Source organism: Streptomyces sp. NPDC102467 (assembly GCF_044765445.1).
GTDB lineage: Bacteria > Actinomycetota > Actinomycetes > Streptomycetales > Streptomycetaceae > Streptomyces.
The window spans coordinates 1-19,159 of record NZ_JBIWKA010000028.1 but is presented as its reverse complement, the minus strand read 5'-3'; the positions used below and the strand labels follow the sequence as shown (position 1 = coordinate 19,159).

The following is a 19,159-nucleotide window of genomic DNA, read 5'->3' as shown; positions in this document are numbered from 1 at the left end:
CGTCGTCCCTTCCTCCATGCGGGCACTGCCAGCGTTCACCGTGCGCCCGCACCGCCCGAGGGGCCGGGTGGGCAGCGGTCCGGGCCAACGGGCCCTCAGAAAGCCGCCGCTCGGCCGCCCGGCAGCGGTTCGCCGAGTTCGCCCTCGACCTGATCGGCCATCGCCCGCAGCACGTCGAGAGTCCGCTCGGCCTCGGCCTCATCGACGTAGGCGATGGCGAAGCCGACGTGGACGACGACATACGTCCCGACGACGGCCTCCGGGGTGTAGGCGAGGCAGACCTCCCGCCGTACACCGCCGAAGTCGACGCTGCCCATGCGCACTCCGGCGTCGTCGTGGACGCCGAGCACCCGGCCGGGGATACCGAGACACATCACGTACGTCCTTCGCTCGTGAGGGCTGCGGCGACGGCCGCCTGCCCGAAACTGATGCCGCCGTCGTTCACCGGGACGGCGCCGCCGGTGAGCACCCGCAAGCCCTGCGCGCGCAGCAGTCGCGAAGTGGCGCTCAGCAGGCGGCGGTTGACGAAGCAGCCGCCTCCCAGGCAGACGGTGCGCGGTCCGCCGTCGGCCACCACCCGTTCCACGAGTGCCGCGGTCACCTCCGCGACGGTGGTGTGGAACGCGGCCGCCGTGCAGGACACGTCATTGCCCTCGGCGTGACGTTCCAGGACCGCGGTCAGGGTCGGTGCCGGGTTGTACACCCACAGCCCGTCCACCCGGGCAAGGCGCCACGGCAGTGCGCGAACAGGCCGTCGTACCCCGTCCGCCGCGTTCTCCAGGGCGACGGCGGCCTCGCCCTCGTACGACACCACACCTGGGCTCAGACCGAGCAGGCTCGCCACCGTGTCGAAGAGCCGGCCGGCGCTGGAGGCGGGCGGGCAGTTCACGCCGCGGCGGATGATCGTGGCCACGCGGTCGGCCCGCCCCGGGTCGAGCTGCCGCGTGAAGGTGTGGGTCAGCCACGGCGGGGGCGGCGGCGTGCCCAGTGGCTCGCCGCCGTACAGGTGTCCCAGGGCCGTGCGCCAGGGGTGGCGGACGGCGGATTCGCCGCCGGGCAGCGGTGCGCGGGCGAAGCGGCCCACGCGCTGGTAGCCGGTGAGCGTGGCGAGCAGGATCTCGCCGCCCCACAGCATTCCGTCGTCGCCCAGGCCGAGGCCGTCGTAGGCGACGCCGAGGAACGGGGTGTGCAGCCCGTGCTCGGCGGCCACCGCGGCGACGTGCGCGTGATGGTGCTGCACCGGGATGCATGTGGTTCCCGGAAGGGCGCGTGCCCATTGGGTGGACAGGTAGCCGGGGTGCAGGTCGTGGGCGACGGCGCGGGGCGCGATGCCGGTGAGCCGGGCCAGGTCCGCGTACGAGGACCGGAAGGCGTCGTATGTCGCCCCGTCCGCCAGGTCGCCGGTGTGCGGGCCGAGGTGAGCCCGGTGCTGCTCGACGAGGGTGAAGGTGTGCTTGAGCTGGGCCCCGGCCGCCACCAGGGGGTGCGCGGCGGAGACCGGGAGCGCGAGGGGCGCGGGTGCCAGACCGCGAGCCCTGCGCACGGTGCGCACACGGCGGCCGACGCGCTGGACGACGGAGTCGTCGTAGCGGGCGGTGATGGGCCGGTCGTGGGTGAGGAAACCGTCCGCGAGCCCGGCGAGCGTGCGGCGTGCCTCACCGTCGTCGATCGTGATCGGGCCGCCGGCGTGGTTGCCGCTGGTGACAACGAGGGGCCGGTTGAGGGCGCGCAGGAGGAGGTGGTGCAGGCCGGTGGTGGGAAGGAACAGACCGACGCGCCGCTGCCCGGGGGCGACCCCGGGCAGGACGGCCTGGGCGTCCAGGAGCACGATCGGCCGCTGCGGGCCACAGAGGGCGGCCTGCTCGGTCGTCCCGATCCTGGCCAGCCGGCGGGCGGCGGCGACATCGCTGACCATGACCGCGAACGGCTTCGACGGCCGGTGCTTACGGCGCCGCAGCTCGGTGACGGCCGCCGACTGCGTCGCGTCGCAGATGATTTGATAGCCGCCCAGGCCCTTCATCGCGACGATGCCGCCGTCCTCGATGGCCCGCACCGCCGACTTGAGGGCGGTGTCGCCGGTCAACTCGTCCCAGGCCAGACGGGGCCCGCAGGCGGCGCAGGCCAGCGGCTCGGCATGGAAGCGGCGGTCGGCAGGATCGGTGTACTCGGCGGTGCAGGCCGCACACAGCGGGAAGTCCCGCATGGCGGTGCGGGCGCGGTCGTAGGGCAGCGCCTCGATGACCGTGGCGCGGGGGCCGCAGTCGGAGCAGGTGATGAAGGGGTAGCGGAAGCGGCGGTCGGCCGGGTCGAACAGTTCACTCAGGCACGCCTCGCACAGGGCGGCGTCCGGGGGGACCTCGCGTGCGCCGCCCCCGCCCGACGGCTCGTTTCGGGGACTGGGGAGAACCACGAACCCGCCCGAGGGGTACGGCCCGTGGTCCGACATGCGCGTTACCTCGATGTTGCGCACGGCGGCACGGGGCGGCGCCTGCTCCCGGAGGTGTCCGACCAGGTGGCGCAGGGCAGGGACACTCGCGCGGGCGGTGACCTCCACGTGGCCGTCGCGGTTGCGGACCCAGCCCGTGACGCCCAGCGCATGGGCCGTGCGATGCACGAACGGCCGGAAACCGACGCCCTGTACCCGCCCGAACACGGCGATGTGCCAGGTCTGCACGGCCTGAGCGGTCTCTGCCATGTCGGCTTCCCCTCTCTCTCGAAGCCGTGGGGTCATCATCGGCGCGCCCAGCGGGCCTCGGCAGGGGGCCGAACGTCCCCGATCGGGGACGAAGAGCCCTCTCGCAGTGGAGGGATTCGGTGCGAGGCTCCCGGCGGATGCCCGTGCGCCGCAGGCCGCACCGATCAGCGCACGCCGCAACGAAGGCGGCGCGGACGGTGGGACCACACCTTGGCAAGCGAGCGTCGACGGCGCGAGATCCGGCCGGACGGTGGGAGGAACAGTGGTCCAGAACAGGGGTGCGGCGCGGGGCGGGTCGTCACGACTGTCCCGCGCGGTGTATGAGCGGGAACTACTGCGCCTACAAGTCGAATTGGCGGCAGGGCAGCCGGCACGCGGAAGGGGGCGGGGGAGACGTAGCCCGGAGGTGGGGCTGTGGAAGAATCGGACCAGATCCTTTGAGTTCCGGGCCGGGTTCGCGGCACACCGCCCGACCGGCTGGGGCGGCCTCGACGTCCATTCCCGGGACCGGCAGCGGGAGAGGCCGAACGACCCGCAGGTGAACCCCACTTGGCTCATGGCGGCTCCGACGTCCGCGCGGAGACTGGCGGTGCACCCGGAGGCGGTGCGGTCTGGAGGGCAGGGGACGTGAGCGTGCGCGTGGGAATCAATGGGTTCGGGCGTATCGGACGTGACTATCTGCGGTGTGTGCTGGACCGTGCGCAGCATCCTTCCGGTACACCGGTTCAGGTCGTGGCAGTCAACGACATTGCCGCGCCCACGGTGCTGGCCCATCTGCTCCGGTTCGACTCGACATATGGTCGGCTGGGGGTGCCCGTGGAGCAGGACGACCAGTCCCTGATGGTCGCGGGACATCGAATCGCGGTGACGTCGGAGCGTGATCCGGCCGATGTGCCCTGGGAGCGCTTCGGGGTGGACGTGGTGATCGAGTCGACCGGGCGGTTCCGTACGCGTCATGACGCGGGAGCCCATCTCAAGTCGGGAGTCCGAACGGTGCTGTTGTCGGTGCCGGGCAGGGACGTCGACGCCACCCTGGTCATGGGGGTCAACGAGGGTACGTACGACCCGGAGCACCACCATGTGGTCTCCAATGCCTCGTGCACCACCAACTGCGTGGCGCCGATGATGAAGGTGCTGCACGAGGCATTCGGCGTCGCCAGGGGGCTGATGACGACCATCCACGGCTACACCAACGACCAAGTGGTTCTGGATGGCCCGCACAAGGATCTGCGCCGAGGACGCTCCGCCGCGGTGAACATCATCCCGACGAGCACCGGCGCGGCCCGGGCCGTGGGTCTGGTGCTGCCGGAGCTGGCCGGCACTCTGGACGGTGTCGCCGTCCGTGTGCCCGTCGAGGACGGCTCGCTCACGGACCTGACCGTGGTGCTCGACCGTCCCGCTGACGCCGATGCCGTCAATGGCGCGTTCCGGGAGGCAGCGGACGGCTCGCTGAAGGGGATCCTGCGCGTATCGGACGCGCCGATCGTCTCGCGCGACGTGGTGGGTGACCCGGCTTCGTGCGTGCTCGATGCTCCGCTCACGCAGGTGCACGGCGACCTGGTCAAGGTGTTCGGCTGGTACGACAACGAGTGGGGCTACACCAACCGGCTCCTCGATCTCACCGGATACGTCGCAACTCGCTAACCGCGCGAGAAAGTGAGGGCGCCTCCCCGATACGGGGCCCGCGGCCGGGACCGCGCCGTGGCCGAACCGAGGTGGCTATGTCCGGCGAGCGGCGGCCGCGCTGCGATGTCGCCCGATGTCCGCTTCCACGGAGTCGGCCAGAGTGTCCACTTGTCGCGCGACCGCCTCGGACAGCCCGGTTCCGACAGTCCGGTCGACGCCCTCTACCGCGTACACCACCAGGTGTGCCGGCAGGCGGCCCAGGACGCGGGAGAGCTCGACGGCCTCGCCCAGGCCGAGACCGTGTGAACTCGTCGCGCTCACACGGCCCAGCTCGGCGCTGTCCAGGTCCAGCCGGTGCACCCGGCCGGGGTGCGGCGGCGCGGAGTGAGCGGCGTCGACGACGACTGCCAGCTCGGCGTTCTCCCACAGGCCGAGCAGCCGCCCTGGCTCGCCGTCACAGGTGGTCAGAGCGGTGCCGACCGGCAAAGGACGGGCCACGGCGCGCTCACCGAGCCGCGTGATCACCGCCGGCCCGAGCCCGTCGTCGTGCCGGAACTCGTTGCCGACGCCGATGACCACGATGCGTGCACCTGCGGACATGCCGGCTCCTTCCCCTGGGACAGTGCCGTGAGGCCATCGTTGACACACCCGGTGGTCCGGGCAGGGGGCCGAACGTCCCCGATGAGGGCCGAAGCGACCCCCTCACACCGGGTGGGTTCAGTGCAAGGCTCGCCCTGAAGGCCACACGGCTCGGACCATGCGACTCCCGAGGGGGCGACCCGCCATGTTCCGCAACGACAACTACGGCCACATGAACGGCTGGGGATGGGCGACGACAGTGAGCGTGCTGCTGCTCGTCCTGCTGATCATCGTTGTGGCGGTGATGGTGCTGCGCGCCACGGCTCTGTTGTCCCAAGGCCCCATGAAGCATGAACGCCCCTCGCCCGATCGGATGCTGGCGGAACGCTTCGCCCGAGGCGAGATCGACGAGGACGAGTACCACCGACGCCTGGCGGCACTGCACGCACCAGGCCGGATGGAGAAGGACGGGCCGTCCACCGGGAAGTAGCCGACGTTGAGAAGGAAGGCGGTGGGCACGATGGAACTGCCCCTGGTCGTGGGCGTGGACGGATCGGACTCCAGCCTGGCCGCGGTGGACTGGGCCATGGACGAGGCTGCCCGGCACGGGCTGCCCGTGAGGCTTGTGTACGCGTCGATGTGGGAGCGCTACGAAGGTGTCGCGCTCACCGGCAGCCTCGCCCGCCCCTCCGAGCAGATCTTCGCAGAGAACACGGTCGGCTCCGCGGCCCACCGTGCCCAGCTGCGGCGCCCCGACGTCCGGGTGAGCACCGGCGTCCTCCCTGACGAGGCGGCCTCCGCCCTGCTGCACGAAAGCGCCAACGCCTGGGCCGTGGTGACCGGGTGCCGCGGCCGAGGTGAGGTCGCCGGTCTGCTCCTGGGATCGGTCGGCCTCACGGTGGCGGGCCGCGCCCAATGCCCCGTGATCGTCGTACGTGGTGACAAGGAGGGCATCGAAGGTACCCACGGTCGGATCCTGCTGGGAGTGGGCGAGGCCGACCAGTCATCGGCGGCCGTGGACTTCGCCCTCCGCGAGGCGACGGCACGGCACTGCACCGTTGATGCTGTACGAGCCTGGCGCTGCCCCGCGCACGAGAGCGACGACAACCCCCTGAACAGCGCGGAACCCGGACACGAGCACCAGCGGCGGGCCGGCGAAGTACTTGACGCGGCCCTGTCCGACGCACCGACCGGACACCCCCGTGCGAAGGTGCGCCACAGCGTCGTCGAGGGCCCGGCCAGCGCGGTGCTGCTGCACCGCACGGCCGCCGCCGACCTCGTGGTGGTGGGCGCGCGCCGCCGCCACGGCCACTTCGGGCTTCAACTGGGCCGCGTGGGACATGTGTTACTGCACCACGCCCAGTGCCCGGTGGCGATCGTCCCGCAGCGCAGCTGACTTCTCGACGGCACCCGTGGAGGCCTCATGCACAAGACGAAACAGCACGGCCGCGTACCCCTGACCGATGCCGACCTGCATGCTCTGAACGCACACTGGCGTGCCGCGAACTACCTGACGGTCGGGCAGATCTACCTGCTCGGCAATCCGCTGCTCACCGAACCGCTGACCCCCGAGCACATCAAGCCGCGCCTGCTCGGTCACTGGGGTACGTCCCCCGGCCTCAATCTCGTGCACACGCATCTCAACCGGATCATCAAGGAACGGGACAGGGAGGCCCTGTGCATCTGGGGTCCGGGCCACGGCGGCCCCGCCGTGCTGGCCAACTCCTGGCTGGAGGGCAGCTATTCAGCGACGTACCCCGACGTCCCCCGCGATGCGGCCGGCATGGCGCGCCTGTTCCGGCAGTTCTCCTTCCCCGGCGGCGTACCGAGCCACGTCGCCCCCGAGACACCCGGTTCGATCCACGAGGGCGGCGAACTCGGCTACTCGCTCGCGCACGCATACGGAGCCGCCCTCGACAACCCGGACCTGCTGGTCGCCTGCGTGATCGGCGACGGCGAGGCGGAGACCGGACCACTCGCGGCATCCTGGCATTCCAACAAGTTCCTCGACCCGGTCCATGACGGCGCGGTCCTGCCGGTCCTCCACCTCAACGGCTACAAGATCGCCAATCCGACCGTCCTGTCCCGGCTGCCCGAGGCCGAACTGGACCACCTTCTGCGGGGATACGGCCACGAACCGCTCCACGTCACCGGCACAGACCCCCTCCACGTGCACCGGGAGCTGGCCGCCGCCCTGGACCAGGCCCTCGACCGGATCACGGCCATCCAGCACGAGGCCCGCGCCGCACGACAGGCCGAGGACCACGGCCGCGCCCGCTGGCCCGTCATCGTGCTGCGCACCCCGAAGGGCTGGACGGGCCCGCGCACAGTCGACAACGAGCCGGTCGAGGGGACCTGGCGCGCACATCAGGTGCCGCTCGCGCACGTCCGCGAAAACCCCGATCACCTGCATCAGTTGGAGGCATGGCTGCGCTCCTACCGTCCGCAGGAGCTGTTCGATGCCGCGGGACACCCGACGCCGCTGGTCCTGCGGTACGTCCCCGAGGGCGACCGCCGCCTCGGCGCCACCCGACACGCCAACGGCGGCCTGCTGACCCGGGACCTGCCCACCGCCCCGCTGGAGCACTTCGCCGTCCCCGTCGAAAAGCCGGGCACCACGCTCCACGAACCCACCCGAGTCCTGGGCGGTCTGCTCGCCCAGGTCATGCGGGACACCGCCGAGCGTCGCGACTTCCGTGTCGTCGGCCCCGATGAGACCGCCTCGAACCGCCTGGAGGCTCTCTTCGACGTCACCGGCAAGGCCTGGCAGGCACAGACGGTAGCGACCGACGAACACCTGGCCCGCGACGGCCGCGTCATGGAAATCCTCTCCGAACACGTCTGCCAGGGCTGGCTGGAGGGCTACAACCTCACCGGCCGCCACGGCCTGTTCTCCTGCTACGAGGCCTTCGTCCACATCGTCGACTCCATGGTCATCCAGCACATCAAATGGCTCAGGACCGCGCGCCGGCTGGCATGGCGTGCCCCGATCCCCTCCCTCAACTACCTGCTCACCTCACACGTGTGGCGCCAGGACCACAACGGCTTCTCGCACCAGGACCCCGGCTTCATCGACCACGTCCTCAACAAAAGCCCCGATGTCGTACGGGTCTATCTGCCGCCGGACGCCAACACGCTGCTCTCCGTCGCCGAACACGTCCTGCACAGCCGCGACTACGTCAACGTCGTCGTCGCGGGCAAACAGCCCTGCTTCGACTGGCTCTCCCTCGACGAGGCCCGCGCCCACTGCGCGCGCGGGGCCGGAGTGTGGGAGTGGGCCGGCACCGACGACGGCAGCCGCGAGCCCGACGTGGTCCTGGCCTGCGCGGGCGATGTCCCCACACAGGAGGTCCTTGCCACGGCGATGCTGTTGCGCGAGCACCTGCCCGAACTCGCCGTTCGTGTCGTCAACGTCGTCGACATGGCACGCCTCATGCCGCGCGAGGAACACCCGCACGGTATGCCGGACTTCGAGTACGACGCGTTGTTCACCGCCGACAAACCGGTGATCTTCGCCTACCACGGCTACCCGTGGCTGATCCACCGCCTCGCCTACCGCCGCGCCGGCCACGCCCACCTCCACGTACGCGGTTACAAGGAGTCGGGCACGACGACGACACCGTTCGACATGGTGGTCCGCAACGACCTCGACCGGTACCGGCTCGTCATGGACGTCATCGATCGCGTACCGGGCCTGGCGGTACGCGCCGCCGCGCTCCGCCAGGCCATGGCCGACGCCCGCACCCGCCATCAGGCCTGGATCCGCGAGCACGGCACCGATCTGCCGGAGATCGCACACTGGTCCTGGACCGGCTGAGCCGCTCCTTGGGCCCTGCTGCGGGACATCCGCCCGGTGGCTGTGGCCCAAGGTCTAGGACGGAGCCACGACCACCGGGCAGCGGGCGTGCGGCAGCAGGCCGAGCACCACCGGTCCCAGACGCCCGGCCTCACACCGCCCCACCACCAGCACTTCGGCGGAGGCGGCCGCCCGGACCAGTGCGTGCCCGGGCTCGAACAGGACGACATCCTCCAGCACCCGCACCGAGGGATACTTCGCACGCCAAGGGCTGAGCGCGTCGGACAGTGACTGAACCTCCTGATCCTCCCAGGAGGCCCGGTCCTTGGCCGGAAGCCACCAATGCCCGCGCCACTCGGGGGACGGCGGCAATGACCACGCGTGCACCGCGTGCAGTCGCAGCCCGCCCCGCCGGGCTGCGGTGAACGCGCAGTCGATCGCGCCGTCGAGCGGAGCGCGGGCGTCGATTCCCAGCATGACCTGGTCCGGGCGCACCGGCGGACGATGGCCGTCGAGCGGGCCGGGGACGAGCGCCACCGGCACCGAAGCCCGCGCCGCGGCACCGAGCGCCACCGAGCCCAGGGCGAGCCCGGCGAAACCGTCGGCGCCGCGCAGCCCGACCACCAAAAGGCCCGTGTGCTCGGCACATGCGAGCAACGACTCCAGGGGCTGCCCGGACAGCATCCGTGTCCCCACCGACAGCGCGGGATGCCTTACGGTCACCTCCTTCCGCACTTCGTCGAGCGCCGCGGAAGATGCGGGGAGACGAGGGCCGGTCGTGGCGTACGCGATGCACAGCGGCCCCCCGCGCAGTACAGCCTCCTGAGCGGCCCAACGCGCAGCGGCACGGGCACGGGCCGATCCGTCGATCCCGACCACGACGACCTGATTCATGGCCACCCCTTTTGCAGCAGCTCCGGGTCACTGGCCCCTGCGCCACTTCAAGAGTGCGGCCGAACAGGCCGACGCCGCATGGGCCGTATGGACCACAACCGGGGCCCGGCGGCCCCTCCAGGGCACTGCTCAACGGCGAAACGATGAGCATGACGAAGCCGCACCCCAGGGCGGATCGGTCACCCCGTGAGCCGTCCGCTCCAGTGCTTCGTCCGCTGCGAAAGCGGCCGATCCGGAGGTGAGATGCCATGACACGCCCCACGATCGAACACCCCGTCGTCGTCGGTGTCGACGAGTCGGCACAGAGCCGTGCCGCCGCGCTGTGGGCGGCCCGGGAGGCGCTGCTCCGAGACGTCCCGCTGCATCTGGTGCACGCCTGGAACTGGAGCCCTAACCCGCCGGCCAGTGAGGCGGATGCGACCGGACAGCGTCGTCGTGCACACGCCCTCGTACAGGCCACGGCGAGGCAGGTCACCTCCGTGATCCGGTCCACGCATGTGACGACCGAGACCGTCCCGGGCCCGGCGACCGCCGCGCTCCTGCGTATCGCCGAGCGAGCAGGGGCACTGGTCCTGGGCTCGCGCGGTCTGGGCGCCTTGTCGGGCCTGCTCGTCGGGTCGGTAGCGGGCGGTGTCGTAGGGCGGGCAGCGTGCCCGGTGGTGTTGGTGAGGGAGGCCGCCGTCGAGCGAGCCGACGAAGGCCGGGAGGTCGTCCTCGGCCTCGACCTCGACGACCCGTGCGACGACGTCATCGACTTCGCCTTCGCATCGGCGTGGAGGCACGGAGCCCGGCTTCACGTGGTGTCCGCCTGGCACGGCCCGCACCTGCTGAGCGTCGGCCCCGGCGAAGTCGCCCTGGCCGAAGGCCCACTGCGGGCCCAGGAATGGGAGGGCTTCCAGGAAGCGGTGCTGCGGACCTGGCAGGACAAGTACCTCGACGTCGAGGTGACCCGCACCGTTGCCGAAGGCCGTGCGCAGGCTCTGCTCCTCATGGCGGCCTCCGGCGCCGACCTCGTGGTGGTGGGGAGGCGCTGCTACCCCGAACCGCACCTTGGTGCCCACGCCGGGCCCGTCACCCACGCGGTGATCCACCACGCGGCGTGCCCCGTCGCCGTCGTCCCGCATGACTGACCCGACCGCTGCTCCTGAGAGGTCTGCGATGAACACGACGCAGCCGACCACGCGCTACGTGTACACCTTCGCCGACGGGAGCCGCGAGTTGAGCGACGTCCTCGGCGGCAAGGGCGCGGGCCTCGCCGAGATGAGCCGCCTTGGCCTGCCCGTGCCGCCCGGTTTCACCGTTACCACCGAGGCGTGCCGCCGCTACCTCGCCACCGGGACCGAACCGCCCGAACTCGGCGTCGAAGTCGCCCACGCCCTGGCCGACCTGGAACGGTCCATCGGCCGCGCCCTCGGCGCCGCAGACGACCCACTGCTCGTCTCCGTACGCTCCGGCGCCCGCTTCTCCATGCCCGGCATGATGGAGACGATCCTCGACATCGGTCTGAACGACACCTCCGTCATCGCGCTCGCCGCGGCGATGGGCAAGGAACAGCCCGCCTGGGACTCCTACCGACGTCTGCTCCAGATGTTCGGCCATACGGTCATGGGGGTGGACAGCGCCCTGTTCGAGACTGCTGCCGCCCGCCACCACAGCCGCAGCGTGCGGGGCGACGGCTCCGAACCCATGCGGCTCACACAGGAGTTCAAGGAGATCATCCGCCGCGAGAGCGGCAAGGACTTCCCGCAAGACCCCGCCGCGCAATTGCATCGCGCCCTGCGTGCCGTCTTCGCGTCCTGGAACGGCGAACGCGCCCGCCTCTACCGCGCCGACCACCACATCCCCGACGACCTCGGCACCGCCGTGACCATCCAGGCCATGGTCTTCGGCAACCTCGGTGAGGACTCCGGCACCGGCGTCGCCTTCACCCGCGACCCCGCCACCGGCGCCCACGGCCCGTACGGCGACTACCTGCCCAACGCCCAGGGCGAGGACGTGGTCGCCGGGGCCCGCGACACTCAGCCCCTGGACGCGCTGCACACCCTCAACCCCCGCGCATTCACGGAACTCGAATCTCACCTGCACACCCTGGAACACCACTACCGTGACCTCTGCGACGTCGAATTCACCATCGAGCGCGGGAAGCTGTGGATCCTGCAGACACGCGTCGGTCAGCGCACCGCCGAAGCCACGTTCCGCATCGCCTACGACCTCCACCACGAGAAGACCCTCACCGACGACGAGGCCCTGGCCCGCGTCGACGGCGCATCCCTGACCCGCCTGATGTTCCCCCGCTTCGCCACCCGGCCCACCGACGTACCCCTGGCCGTCGGCGTGCCCGCATCGCCGGGCGCGGCCGTAGGCGTCGTCGTCTTCGACTCGGCCGCCGCGATCCGCCGCGCCAAGGCCGGGCAGCACACCATCCTTGTCCGCCGCGAGACCAGCCCGGACGATCTGCCGGGCATGATCGCCGCTGGCGCCGTCGTCACCAGCCGCGGCGGCAAAACCAGCCACGCCGCTGTAGTAGCCCGCGGCATGGGAAAGGTGTGCGTGTGCGGAGCCGACATCCTCACCGTGGATCAGGCGGCCCGCCAGCTCACCACCAACAGCGGGACAGTTGTCTGCGAGGGCGACACGCTCTCCGTCGACGGCACCGCCGGCACCGTGTATTTCGGCGCGCTGCCCCTGACGGACTCCGACGTCCGCCAAACCCTGACGACCGGCCTGCGCACCAGCCCCCTCGCCGACGCCGTCCAGCACGCCCTCACCCACGCCGACTCCGTGCGCCACCTCGACGTACGCGCCAACGCCGACACGCCGCAGGACGCCGCCCTCGCCCGCCTCCTCGGCGCCCAGGGCATCGGCCTGTGCCGCACCGAGCACATGTTCCTCGGCGCCCGCAAGGAACTCGTCGAGGCCATGATTCTGGCCGGCGACGACACCGAACGCCGCAACGCCCTCGCCGCCCTGCTGCCCCTGCAGCGCAAGGACTTCATCGGCATCCTGAAAGCCATGGACGGCCTGCCGGTCACCATCCGCCTGCTCGACCCACCCCTGCACGAATTCCTGCCCGACCACACGGACCTCGCCACGCGCATCGCGACGACAGCCCACCCCACCGACCACGACCGCGAACTCCTCGCCGCAGTCGCCCGGTTGCACGAACACAACCCCATGCTCGGCCTGCGCGGCGTACGCCTCGGCCTCACCGTGCCCGGCCTCGTCACCACCCAGGTGCGCGCGATCGCCGAGGCAGTGGCACGCCGCCTGCACGACGGCGGCACACCCCGCGCCGAAATCATGATCCCGCTCGTCGCGACCGCCGAAGAGCTGCGACAGACCCGCGAACTGGTCGAGCACACACTCGCCGAGGTCAGCGCCGAGAACGGCCGCACCCTGCACCTGCCCATCGGAACAATGATCGAACTGCCCCGGGCCGCACTCACGGCGAACACCCTCGCGCGCTGCGCCGACTTCTTCTCCTTCGGCACCAACGACCTCACCCAGACCACCTGGGGCCTGTCCCGTGACGACGCGGAAGCCTCGTTCCTCCCGCACTACCTCGACCGCGGCATCGTCACCGCATCCCCCTTCGAGACACTGGACGAGGAAGGGGTCGGCGCGCTGATAGCCCTCGCCGTACGCGACGGCCGCGCCGCCAACTCCCATCTCCAGACCGGCGTTTGCGGCGAGCACGCCGGCGACCCCGACTCCATCCACTTCTTCCACCGGGCCGGCCTGGACTACGTCTCCTGCTCCCCATACCGCATCCCGGTCGCCCGCCTCGAAGCAGGCCGCGCCACTCTCACCGACTCACCGCACGCGCCCGAAAGCAGGTGACAACGATGCTGAAGCCGATCGTCGTCGGTCTCGACGGTTCACGCGAAAGCACCGCGGCAGCCCACTGGGCCGCCCGCGAAGCCCTGCGCCGGGGACTCCCGGTACGCCTGGTCCACGCCTGGGAGGGCCTGCCCCCGGACGGTACCGAGGCGGACCTGCCCGAACTGCGCGCTCCCCAGTACTGGGCCCGCCGCATCCTGCGCACCACCACCGAGCAACTAGCGGCCCAACAACCGAAGTTGTACATCGCCGCCGAACAGATCCGCCGACCGCCCACGCAGGCCCTGCTCGCCGAGACCGAGCACGCCGAACTGCTCGTCCTCGGCAGCCAGGGCTTCGGCGCGGTCAGCGGGGCGCTCGCCGGGTCCGTCGCCCTGGCCATCGCGGGCCGCGCACACTGCCCCGTCGTCCTCGTACGGGCAGGCATCGCGGCCACGGACGAACGGCTGCCCGCGCACGACTCCGTACCTGGCCGCTTCCGTGATGTAGCGCTCGCCGTCGACGTGTCGCCCCTCGCCGACCCGGTCATCGAATTCGCCTTCCAGGAGGCCACGTTGCGCGGCGCACCCCTGCGTGCGGTGCACGCCTGGCACCTCCCGTACACCGCTGTTCTGCCGGACCCCACCCATCGTGCGGCTGTTAAGGCCGAGGCCGAACGTGCCCTGACGACACTGCTGAGGCCCTGGGCCGAGAAGTTCCCCGAGGTCTGCGTCCAGGAGACTCTCGTCGAAGGGCGAGCGGCAGTTCATCAACTCGTACGTGCGTCCCGAGGCGCGTGCCTGCTCGTCATCGGCCGCCGCCTGCGCCGCCAGGCCGTCGGATCCCGCACCGGCCCGGTGGCCCATGCCCTCATCCACCACGTCGCCTGCCCCGTCGCGATCGTTCCGCACGGGTGACGCGTCAACGGCCGACCGCCCCTACGGACCGAGTGCGCGCCTTCCATCCTCATATTGACGCGGTGTGGGACTGCGTTGCCCGAGGACGTCTCGCGGGGGACGGACTCCGCTGATCTGTCGGTGATCGCGGTCACCGCGGAAGTCATGCGAACAGCACGGCCAAGTCGTCGGCCTCGTAGTTGCATGGCTGGGGATGCATCCTTCCCCGCGGTTGCGTCGTCCGTTCGTCTACCAGATCGGTTCATCCGGTTCCAGCGGGCTGAGCTCGGCCGCCCGTCCATCGGTGCCCAGCCGAACGGCAAGCACCATTGCCACCGCACCTTATGGTGCTGCGACCTGCGCAAAGAGATGGCGACACAGCGTCTCACTGTCGACCTCGCCAACGGACGATCCGACTTCCAACCGGCTCCGACTCCCCAACGCGGCGGTTGATCCCATCACCCGGCCGGGGTTCTCCATTGTTCAAGATCGACCTCACTAGTAAGGGCCGATCGGGTGGGCCGAACGGCCCTTGGACGGCCGCCGGCGCGATGGGAGGCTGGCATGCAGACGAGCGGGCAACCACTGCACGGCGGCCGCAGACGAGGATCGACCACAGAGGTGAGGACCATGATCAGCAGGCGTGCACATGCCGCCGCTGTCGCGGCCCTGGCCCTGGCGGGCACAGTGGCCATCGGTGCCTGCGGCGCGAATAGCGGTGCCTCCGGCAACGCCGGAACCTCCAGCCGCGCTCCCACCGCGTCGGTCAGCACTGCCCCGGGCAGCAGCCCCCCGACGTCGGGGGCGAACAGCGCTCCTGCCACGGGGCCGACCAGCGGGTGGGGGCCGGACACGTGGCGCGGCGACGGGGGCTCCAACATGATGGGCGGCGGCCAGGGCTCATGGGCGCCCGGCATGATGGGCAACAGCATGATGGGGAACTGGTGGCTGGCGGGCAACGGCAGCCAGGTGCAGACCCTCGGCCAGGCCCGCCAGCGGGCGATGGCGTTCGCCGACCGGCTCGGCCTGCGGGTCGGTGAGGTCATGCAGTTCTCGAAGAACTTCTACGCCGAGTTGGAAAACACCAGTGGCCGGCCGGCCACCGAGATCCTGGTCAACCCGGCCGGCGGCGCCGTGCAGATCGAGTACGGGCCCGCGATGATGTGGAACACCACTTACGGCATGCACTATGGCAGCCAGAGCCGGGCCCGGGTCTCGACCGCGCAAGCCCGGCGCATCGCCTCCCAGTGGCTCCGCGACCACGGCACCGCCCTGACCGCGGGCGACCCGGAGTCCTACCCTGGCTACTACACCCTGCACACCATGCAGTCCGGGAAGATCACCGGCATGCTGTCCGTCAACGCCTCCACAGGCCGGGTCTGGGAGCACACCTGGCATGGCACCTACATGGCCACCAGCCAGCGGTAACCTGCGGCCCTGGGGCCCCGGCGCATCTCGCGCCAGCTGCCCGAGAGCCCTCCGCCTGCCGTTCGATCGCCCGGCAAGCGCCAGCCTACTCACCCTGACGACATACAGCTCAGGAGCGTCTTCGCCGGTGCGGCAGGACAGGCGTTCTTGCTGCTTGGTCCGGGCTGTCTGGCCGTCACCAACCTGTTCGACGCACCGCGGTTGTTGCGGTGAGCGCCCGCGACAAAGACGCGGAGATCCTCGCCCTGCGCCACCAGCTCACTGCTCACGCTCCCGGGGAGGGCATGCGCGCGCAGGCCGTCACTCTGGCGGTGGCTGAGGCGGGCCGAGGATCGTGTCGGCCGTCGACGAACCGCGGCCGGGCGGTCACACGTAGATCTCGTCGGTGCAGTAGGTCTTCCACGTAGGCGGGGCCCAGCTGAGATACTTGGTGCCGCAGAAGCGGAAGGGTGCGGATCCTTTGAAGTGATGCTCGGCTCGATGTGACCTGCGGGTCAGTGCTGGTCGTCGAGCCGGGGTCGTCTACTCAGGAACTGGTTGGCAGCTTCGACTGCTTCCCGGTCGAGCTCTTCACGCGAGACCCCCCAGCTCTCTTCCCAGCCATCCAGATTGATTGCGCAGGAGACGAGAGGTTGCAGGTTCTCTGGATATCCAAGGTCATAAGCGATGTCTGCCCAGATGAGGTGTGTCCCGGTGGCCGGGTCGAGAGACCCATCCACGATCTGGCCGACGACCCAGTAGGCCATCGCCCATTTCGCGGCCCGGGGGTCGGTCGGTGGGTGAAAGGCCAGCCCCAGCTCCTCCAGCACCTGGTCGAAGAGCTCGGGTGCTTCGGGCTCCTCGCTGCGAAGGAGTCCCGCCAGCATGGCGAGTGAAGGACTCTCAACGCCCTCGATCAGAGCATCCAGCCCGATCTGAATGAGGCGGTCGGAGCCGACGTGCCTGCCGAATGCCCTCTCGCGCGCATGGTGGCTGAGCTGCTTGAGTGCCTCGGCGTGCGTCATCTGGGCCTTCTTCATCGGTGCCTTGGGACGGCAGCCTCGCATCCTCGTCGCATCAGCGCCAACAGATTCATGTGTGCTTCCTCTCGGGGGTGGATGACCTGGGAAGACGCTGATTGACAGTGCGGGAGACGGCGGCTTGCTCCTACCGTTGCAGAGTGGAGGTGGGGCGCCATGGTGTCTTTGCCGGAGGAACTGCAAGCGAGAGAGGCCACGGCTCGGCAGAAGGTGGAAAAACTCCAGGTCGAGGCAGCAGAGTTGGCCATCCGGCTGGAGAAGGCGCGGGAGGATCTGTCACGGCTGGAGATCACGCGGGATACCGTCGCGAAGGTGCTGGCGGAGCTGTCGGCCGCGAACACTGCGGCTGAGCCGGACGCTCCGGAGACGAACGAGACGTCGGCGCCTCATGGCGTTGGGGTGATGATGGTGCCGCCGTGGCGCGAGGGGCTGGTCGTGGCGGTGTTGCCGGATGTCTACCGGGACATCGTGGAGATCATCGCTGATGCGCCGGGACCGGTGCAGGCCAAGCAGATCGTGCCACGGATCGGGTTGCCGACGACGACCGGGAAGATCGAAGGCACCCTGGGAAAGCTGAAGCGTCTGGTCGAGCGCGGCTGGCTGGACGAGGACGCGCCGGGACAGTTCACCCTCGCCCGACAAGGTCCGGGACACGACCGCACCAACTCCCGGTGACCAAGGGGCTCTTCTCCGTAGATTCGAAGGTGCCAACCAAACGAATCACTCCCGAAGAAGAGCCCACGATGCAACCGTACGACCCCTTACCCGAGCCTGATCCGTACTCCGCCTCCCGTGATGCCTTCGAACGCCTCATCTCGACGCTGGCCGACGGCCCGGCAGCGAACATGCCGCATGACGAACTCGAAGCCCAGCTCGAACAACTGGGACGCGAACTGCTGCGGCAGCTGATGCAGAACCACCTCGATCAGCGAGCCAGGAAGGAGGAGGAAACAATGCGAGCGGACGGAGGGCAGCCGCTGGTACTCGGTCCGGAAGGACGGCCTCGGACCTGGCGGGAGCGGGGGCACCATCGTCTGCTGACCTGTGTGTTCGGGCCGGTTCGGGTGACCCGGATCGCCTATCGCGGCCGCAGCGTTGCCAACGTGCACCCGGCGGACGAAGCGTTGTCGCTGCCCGCCGGCCGGCACTCACGAGGACTGGTCCGGCTCGCCGTCCTCGAAGCCGTGAGAGGCTCGTTCGACCAGGCCGCCGCCGCGATCGATCGACGATGCGGCAAGGTGCTGGGCAAGCGCCGTCTCAAAGAACTGCTGATCGCCTCAGCGGTCGACATCGCCGTCTACTACACGGCGAAGATCCCCACCCCGTGCACCCGCGAGATGCCCCTGGTCATCCAAGTCGATGGGAAGGGAGTCGTGATGCGCCCCGAAGCCCTGCGCGAGGCCACCCGGCGGGCGGCGGCCACGAGCGCGGCGGCCGGCCGGCGCGGACGCCTCGCCCCCGGCGAGAAGCCCAACCGCAAGAGGATGGCGACGGTGGCCTGCGTCTTCGATACCGTTCCCGCCTCGCGTCGGCCGCACGACATCATTCATCCACCCGGCGGCCGCAGCGAAGCCCGGCCGGTGCGGCCAGGGCCGAAAGCTCAGCGGAAATGGTGTACCGCCTCGGTGATCCATCCCCCGGAGCAAGTCGTCACTGATGCCTTCGCCCAGGCCACATCCCGCGACCCGCAGCATTTGCGGGACTGGATCGTGCTCGTCGACGGCGCCCGCCACCAACTCGACCTGATTCACGAGGAAGCCGCCCGCCGTGGCATCCAAATTCATGTCCTGCTCGACTTCATGCACGTCGCCGAGTACACATGGACGGCCGCGCATGCCTTCCACCCGGTCGGCAGCCGCGAGGCCGAGACCTGGGCCGCGGACAAACTCACCGCTATCCTCGCCGGACAAGCTGGCCGCGCAGCCCAAGATATGACTGCTCAGGCCGCGGCCGAACAGCTTTCCCGCACCCGCCGCGACGCCGTCACCACCTGCGCCCGCTACCTCACCGGTCACCTCGACCAACTCCACTACGACACCGCCCTCGCGGCCGGCTGGCCGATCGCCACCGGAGCCGTCGAAGGCGCCTGCCGCCACCTGATCGCCGACCGCCTCGACATCACCGGCGCCCGCTGGGGACTCGACGGCGCCGAAACCGTACTCCAACTCCGCGCACTGATCACGAATGGAGACTTCGAGGACTACTGGATTTTCCACATGGCCCGCGAACACAAGCGCCTCTACCCCAGCCCTGACCAGCAGAACTACCGCCTCACCGCTTGATCCCGACCGCCACTCCAGAGGATCCACACCCGGCAACATCTGCGGGCGGCCGTCTGCCTTCTGGACTGGCTCGAGGACGAGAACCTCAGCCTTGCCACCTGCCGTCAGGCCGACCTTGAACGCTG

The 19,159-nt window shown here is 70.2% G+C and carries 15 protein-coding genes; 10 read left to right on the top strand and 5 right to left on the bottom strand.

Annotation, left to right across the window (positions count from 1 at the left end):
* Positions 1-95: 95 nt before the first annotated feature.
* Both ACIREE_RS39090 and hypF read right to left on the bottom strand, forming a co-directional pair.
* The gene (locus tag ACIREE_RS39090; RefSeq protein ID WP_404163635.1) at positions 96-374 is read right to left on the bottom strand and encodes a HypC/HybG/HupF family hydrogenase formation chaperone; all 279 of its coding nucleotides are present in this window, start codon (positions 372-374) and stop codon (positions 96-98) included.
* On the bottom strand, positions 374-2,695 hold the full coding sequence (hypF, locus tag ACIREE_RS39085; protein WP_404163632.1) for a carbamoyltransferase HypF: 2,322 nt from the start codon (positions 2,693-2,695) through the stop codon (positions 374-376). The genes ACIREE_RS39090 and hypF overlap by 1 nt, the downstream gene beginning before the upstream one ends.
* A 627-nt stretch (positions 2,696-3,322) precedes the next feature.
* Between hypF and gap the strand changes: the two genes are divergently transcribed.
* Positions 3,323-4,339: a type I glyceraldehyde-3-phosphate dehydrogenase gene (gene gap, locus ACIREE_RS39080; protein ID WP_404163629.1), complete on the top strand. Its 1,017-nt coding sequence runs from the start codon at positions 3,323-3,325 to the stop codon at positions 4,337-4,339.
* 75 nt (positions 4,340-4,414) lie between these two features.
* Here the strand turns inward: gap and ACIREE_RS39075 are convergent, their stop codons facing one another.
* Positions 4,415-4,921, bottom strand: coding sequence for a hydrogenase maturation protease (locus ACIREE_RS39075; RefSeq protein ID WP_404163627.1), 507 nt, complete (start codon positions 4,919-4,921; stop codon positions 4,415-4,417).
* A gap of 184 nt (positions 4,922-5,105) precedes the next feature.
* Here ACIREE_RS39075 and ACIREE_RS39070 point away from each other — a divergent pair, with 184 nt between their 5' ends.
* Genes ACIREE_RS39070 through ACIREE_RS39060 form a run of 3 tightly spaced genes read left to right on the top strand, consistent with a single transcriptional unit; the run spans position 5,106 to position 8,717 of the window.
* Positions 5,106-5,390 carry an SHOCT domain-containing protein gene (locus tag ACIREE_RS39070; RefSeq protein WP_404163624.1) on the top strand — a complete coding sequence of 95 codons (285 nt, stop codon included), beginning with the start codon at positions 5,106-5,108 and terminating at the stop codon, positions 5,388-5,390.
* A 30-nt stretch (positions 5,391-5,420) separates the two neighbouring features.
* Entirely contained in the window at positions 5,421-6,296 is an 876-nt protein-coding gene (locus ACIREE_RS39065; protein WP_404163767.1) for a universal stress protein, read from the top strand.
* 27 nt (positions 6,297-6,323) lie between these two features.
* Positions 6,324-8,717 (top strand): phosphoketolase, encoded by a 2,394-nt coding sequence (locus ACIREE_RS39060; RefSeq protein WP_404163621.1) that lies wholly within the window; start codon positions 6,324-6,326, stop codon positions 8,715-8,717.
* A 54-nt stretch (positions 8,718-8,771) separates the two neighbouring features.
* Here the strand turns inward: ACIREE_RS39060 and ACIREE_RS39055 are convergent, their stop codons facing one another.
* The gene (locus ACIREE_RS39055) at positions 8,772-9,590 is read right to left on the bottom strand and encodes a universal stress protein (RefSeq protein ID WP_404163618.1); all 819 of its coding nucleotides are present in this window, start codon (positions 9,588-9,590) and stop codon (positions 8,772-8,774) included.
* A gap of 248 nt (positions 9,591-9,838) precedes the next feature.
* On the opposite strand from ACIREE_RS39055, the gene ACIREE_RS39050 reads away from it, so the two are divergent.
* From ACIREE_RS39050 to ACIREE_RS39035, 4 genes are all read left to right on the top strand, one after another.
* A complete protein-coding gene (locus ACIREE_RS39050; RefSeq protein ID WP_404163615.1) occupies positions 9,839-10,720 on the top strand; it encodes a universal stress protein in 882 nt (293 codons plus the stop codon).
* Positions 10,721-10,748: 28 nt separating this feature from the next.
* Positions 10,749-13,430: a pyruvate, phosphate dikinase gene (gene ppdK / locus ACIREE_RS39045; RefSeq protein ID WP_404163612.1), complete on the top strand. Its 2,682-nt coding sequence runs from the start codon at positions 10,749-10,751 to the stop codon at positions 13,428-13,430.
* A gap of 5 nt (positions 13,431-13,435) precedes the next feature.
* Positions 13,436-14,326, top strand: coding sequence for a universal stress protein (locus ACIREE_RS39040; RefSeq protein ID WP_404163610.1), 891 nt, complete (start codon positions 13,436-13,438; stop codon positions 14,324-14,326).
* 609 nt (positions 14,327-14,935) lie between these two features.
* Positions 14,936-15,733 carry a hypothetical protein gene (locus tag ACIREE_RS39035; protein ID WP_404163607.1) on the top strand — a complete coding sequence of 266 codons (798 nt, stop codon included), beginning with the start codon at positions 14,936-14,938 and terminating at the stop codon, positions 15,731-15,733.
* Between the two features lie 494 nt (positions 15,734-16,227).
* Here ACIREE_RS39035 and ACIREE_RS39030 read toward each other — a convergent pair whose 3' ends face one another.
* Positions 16,228-16,752, bottom strand: a complete 525-nt coding sequence (locus ACIREE_RS39030) for a hypothetical protein (protein WP_404163604.1) — start codon at positions 16,750-16,752, stop codon at positions 16,228-16,230.
* A 156-nt stretch (positions 16,753-16,908) separates the two neighbouring features.
* On the opposite strand from ACIREE_RS39030, the gene ACIREE_RS39025 reads away from it, so the two are divergent.
* Together ACIREE_RS39025 and ACIREE_RS39020 are read left to right on the top strand one after the other, a co-directional pair.
* Entirely contained in the window at positions 16,909-17,427 is a 519-nt protein-coding gene (locus ACIREE_RS39025) for a hypothetical protein (protein ID WP_404163601.1), read from the top strand.
* 68 nt (positions 17,428-17,495) lie between these two features.
* On the top strand, positions 17,496-19,034 hold the full coding sequence (locus tag ACIREE_RS39020; RefSeq protein WP_404163765.1) for an ISKra4 family transposase: 1,539 nt from the start codon (positions 17,496-17,498) through the stop codon (positions 19,032-19,034).
* Positions 19,035-19,159: the final 125 nt, after the last annotated feature.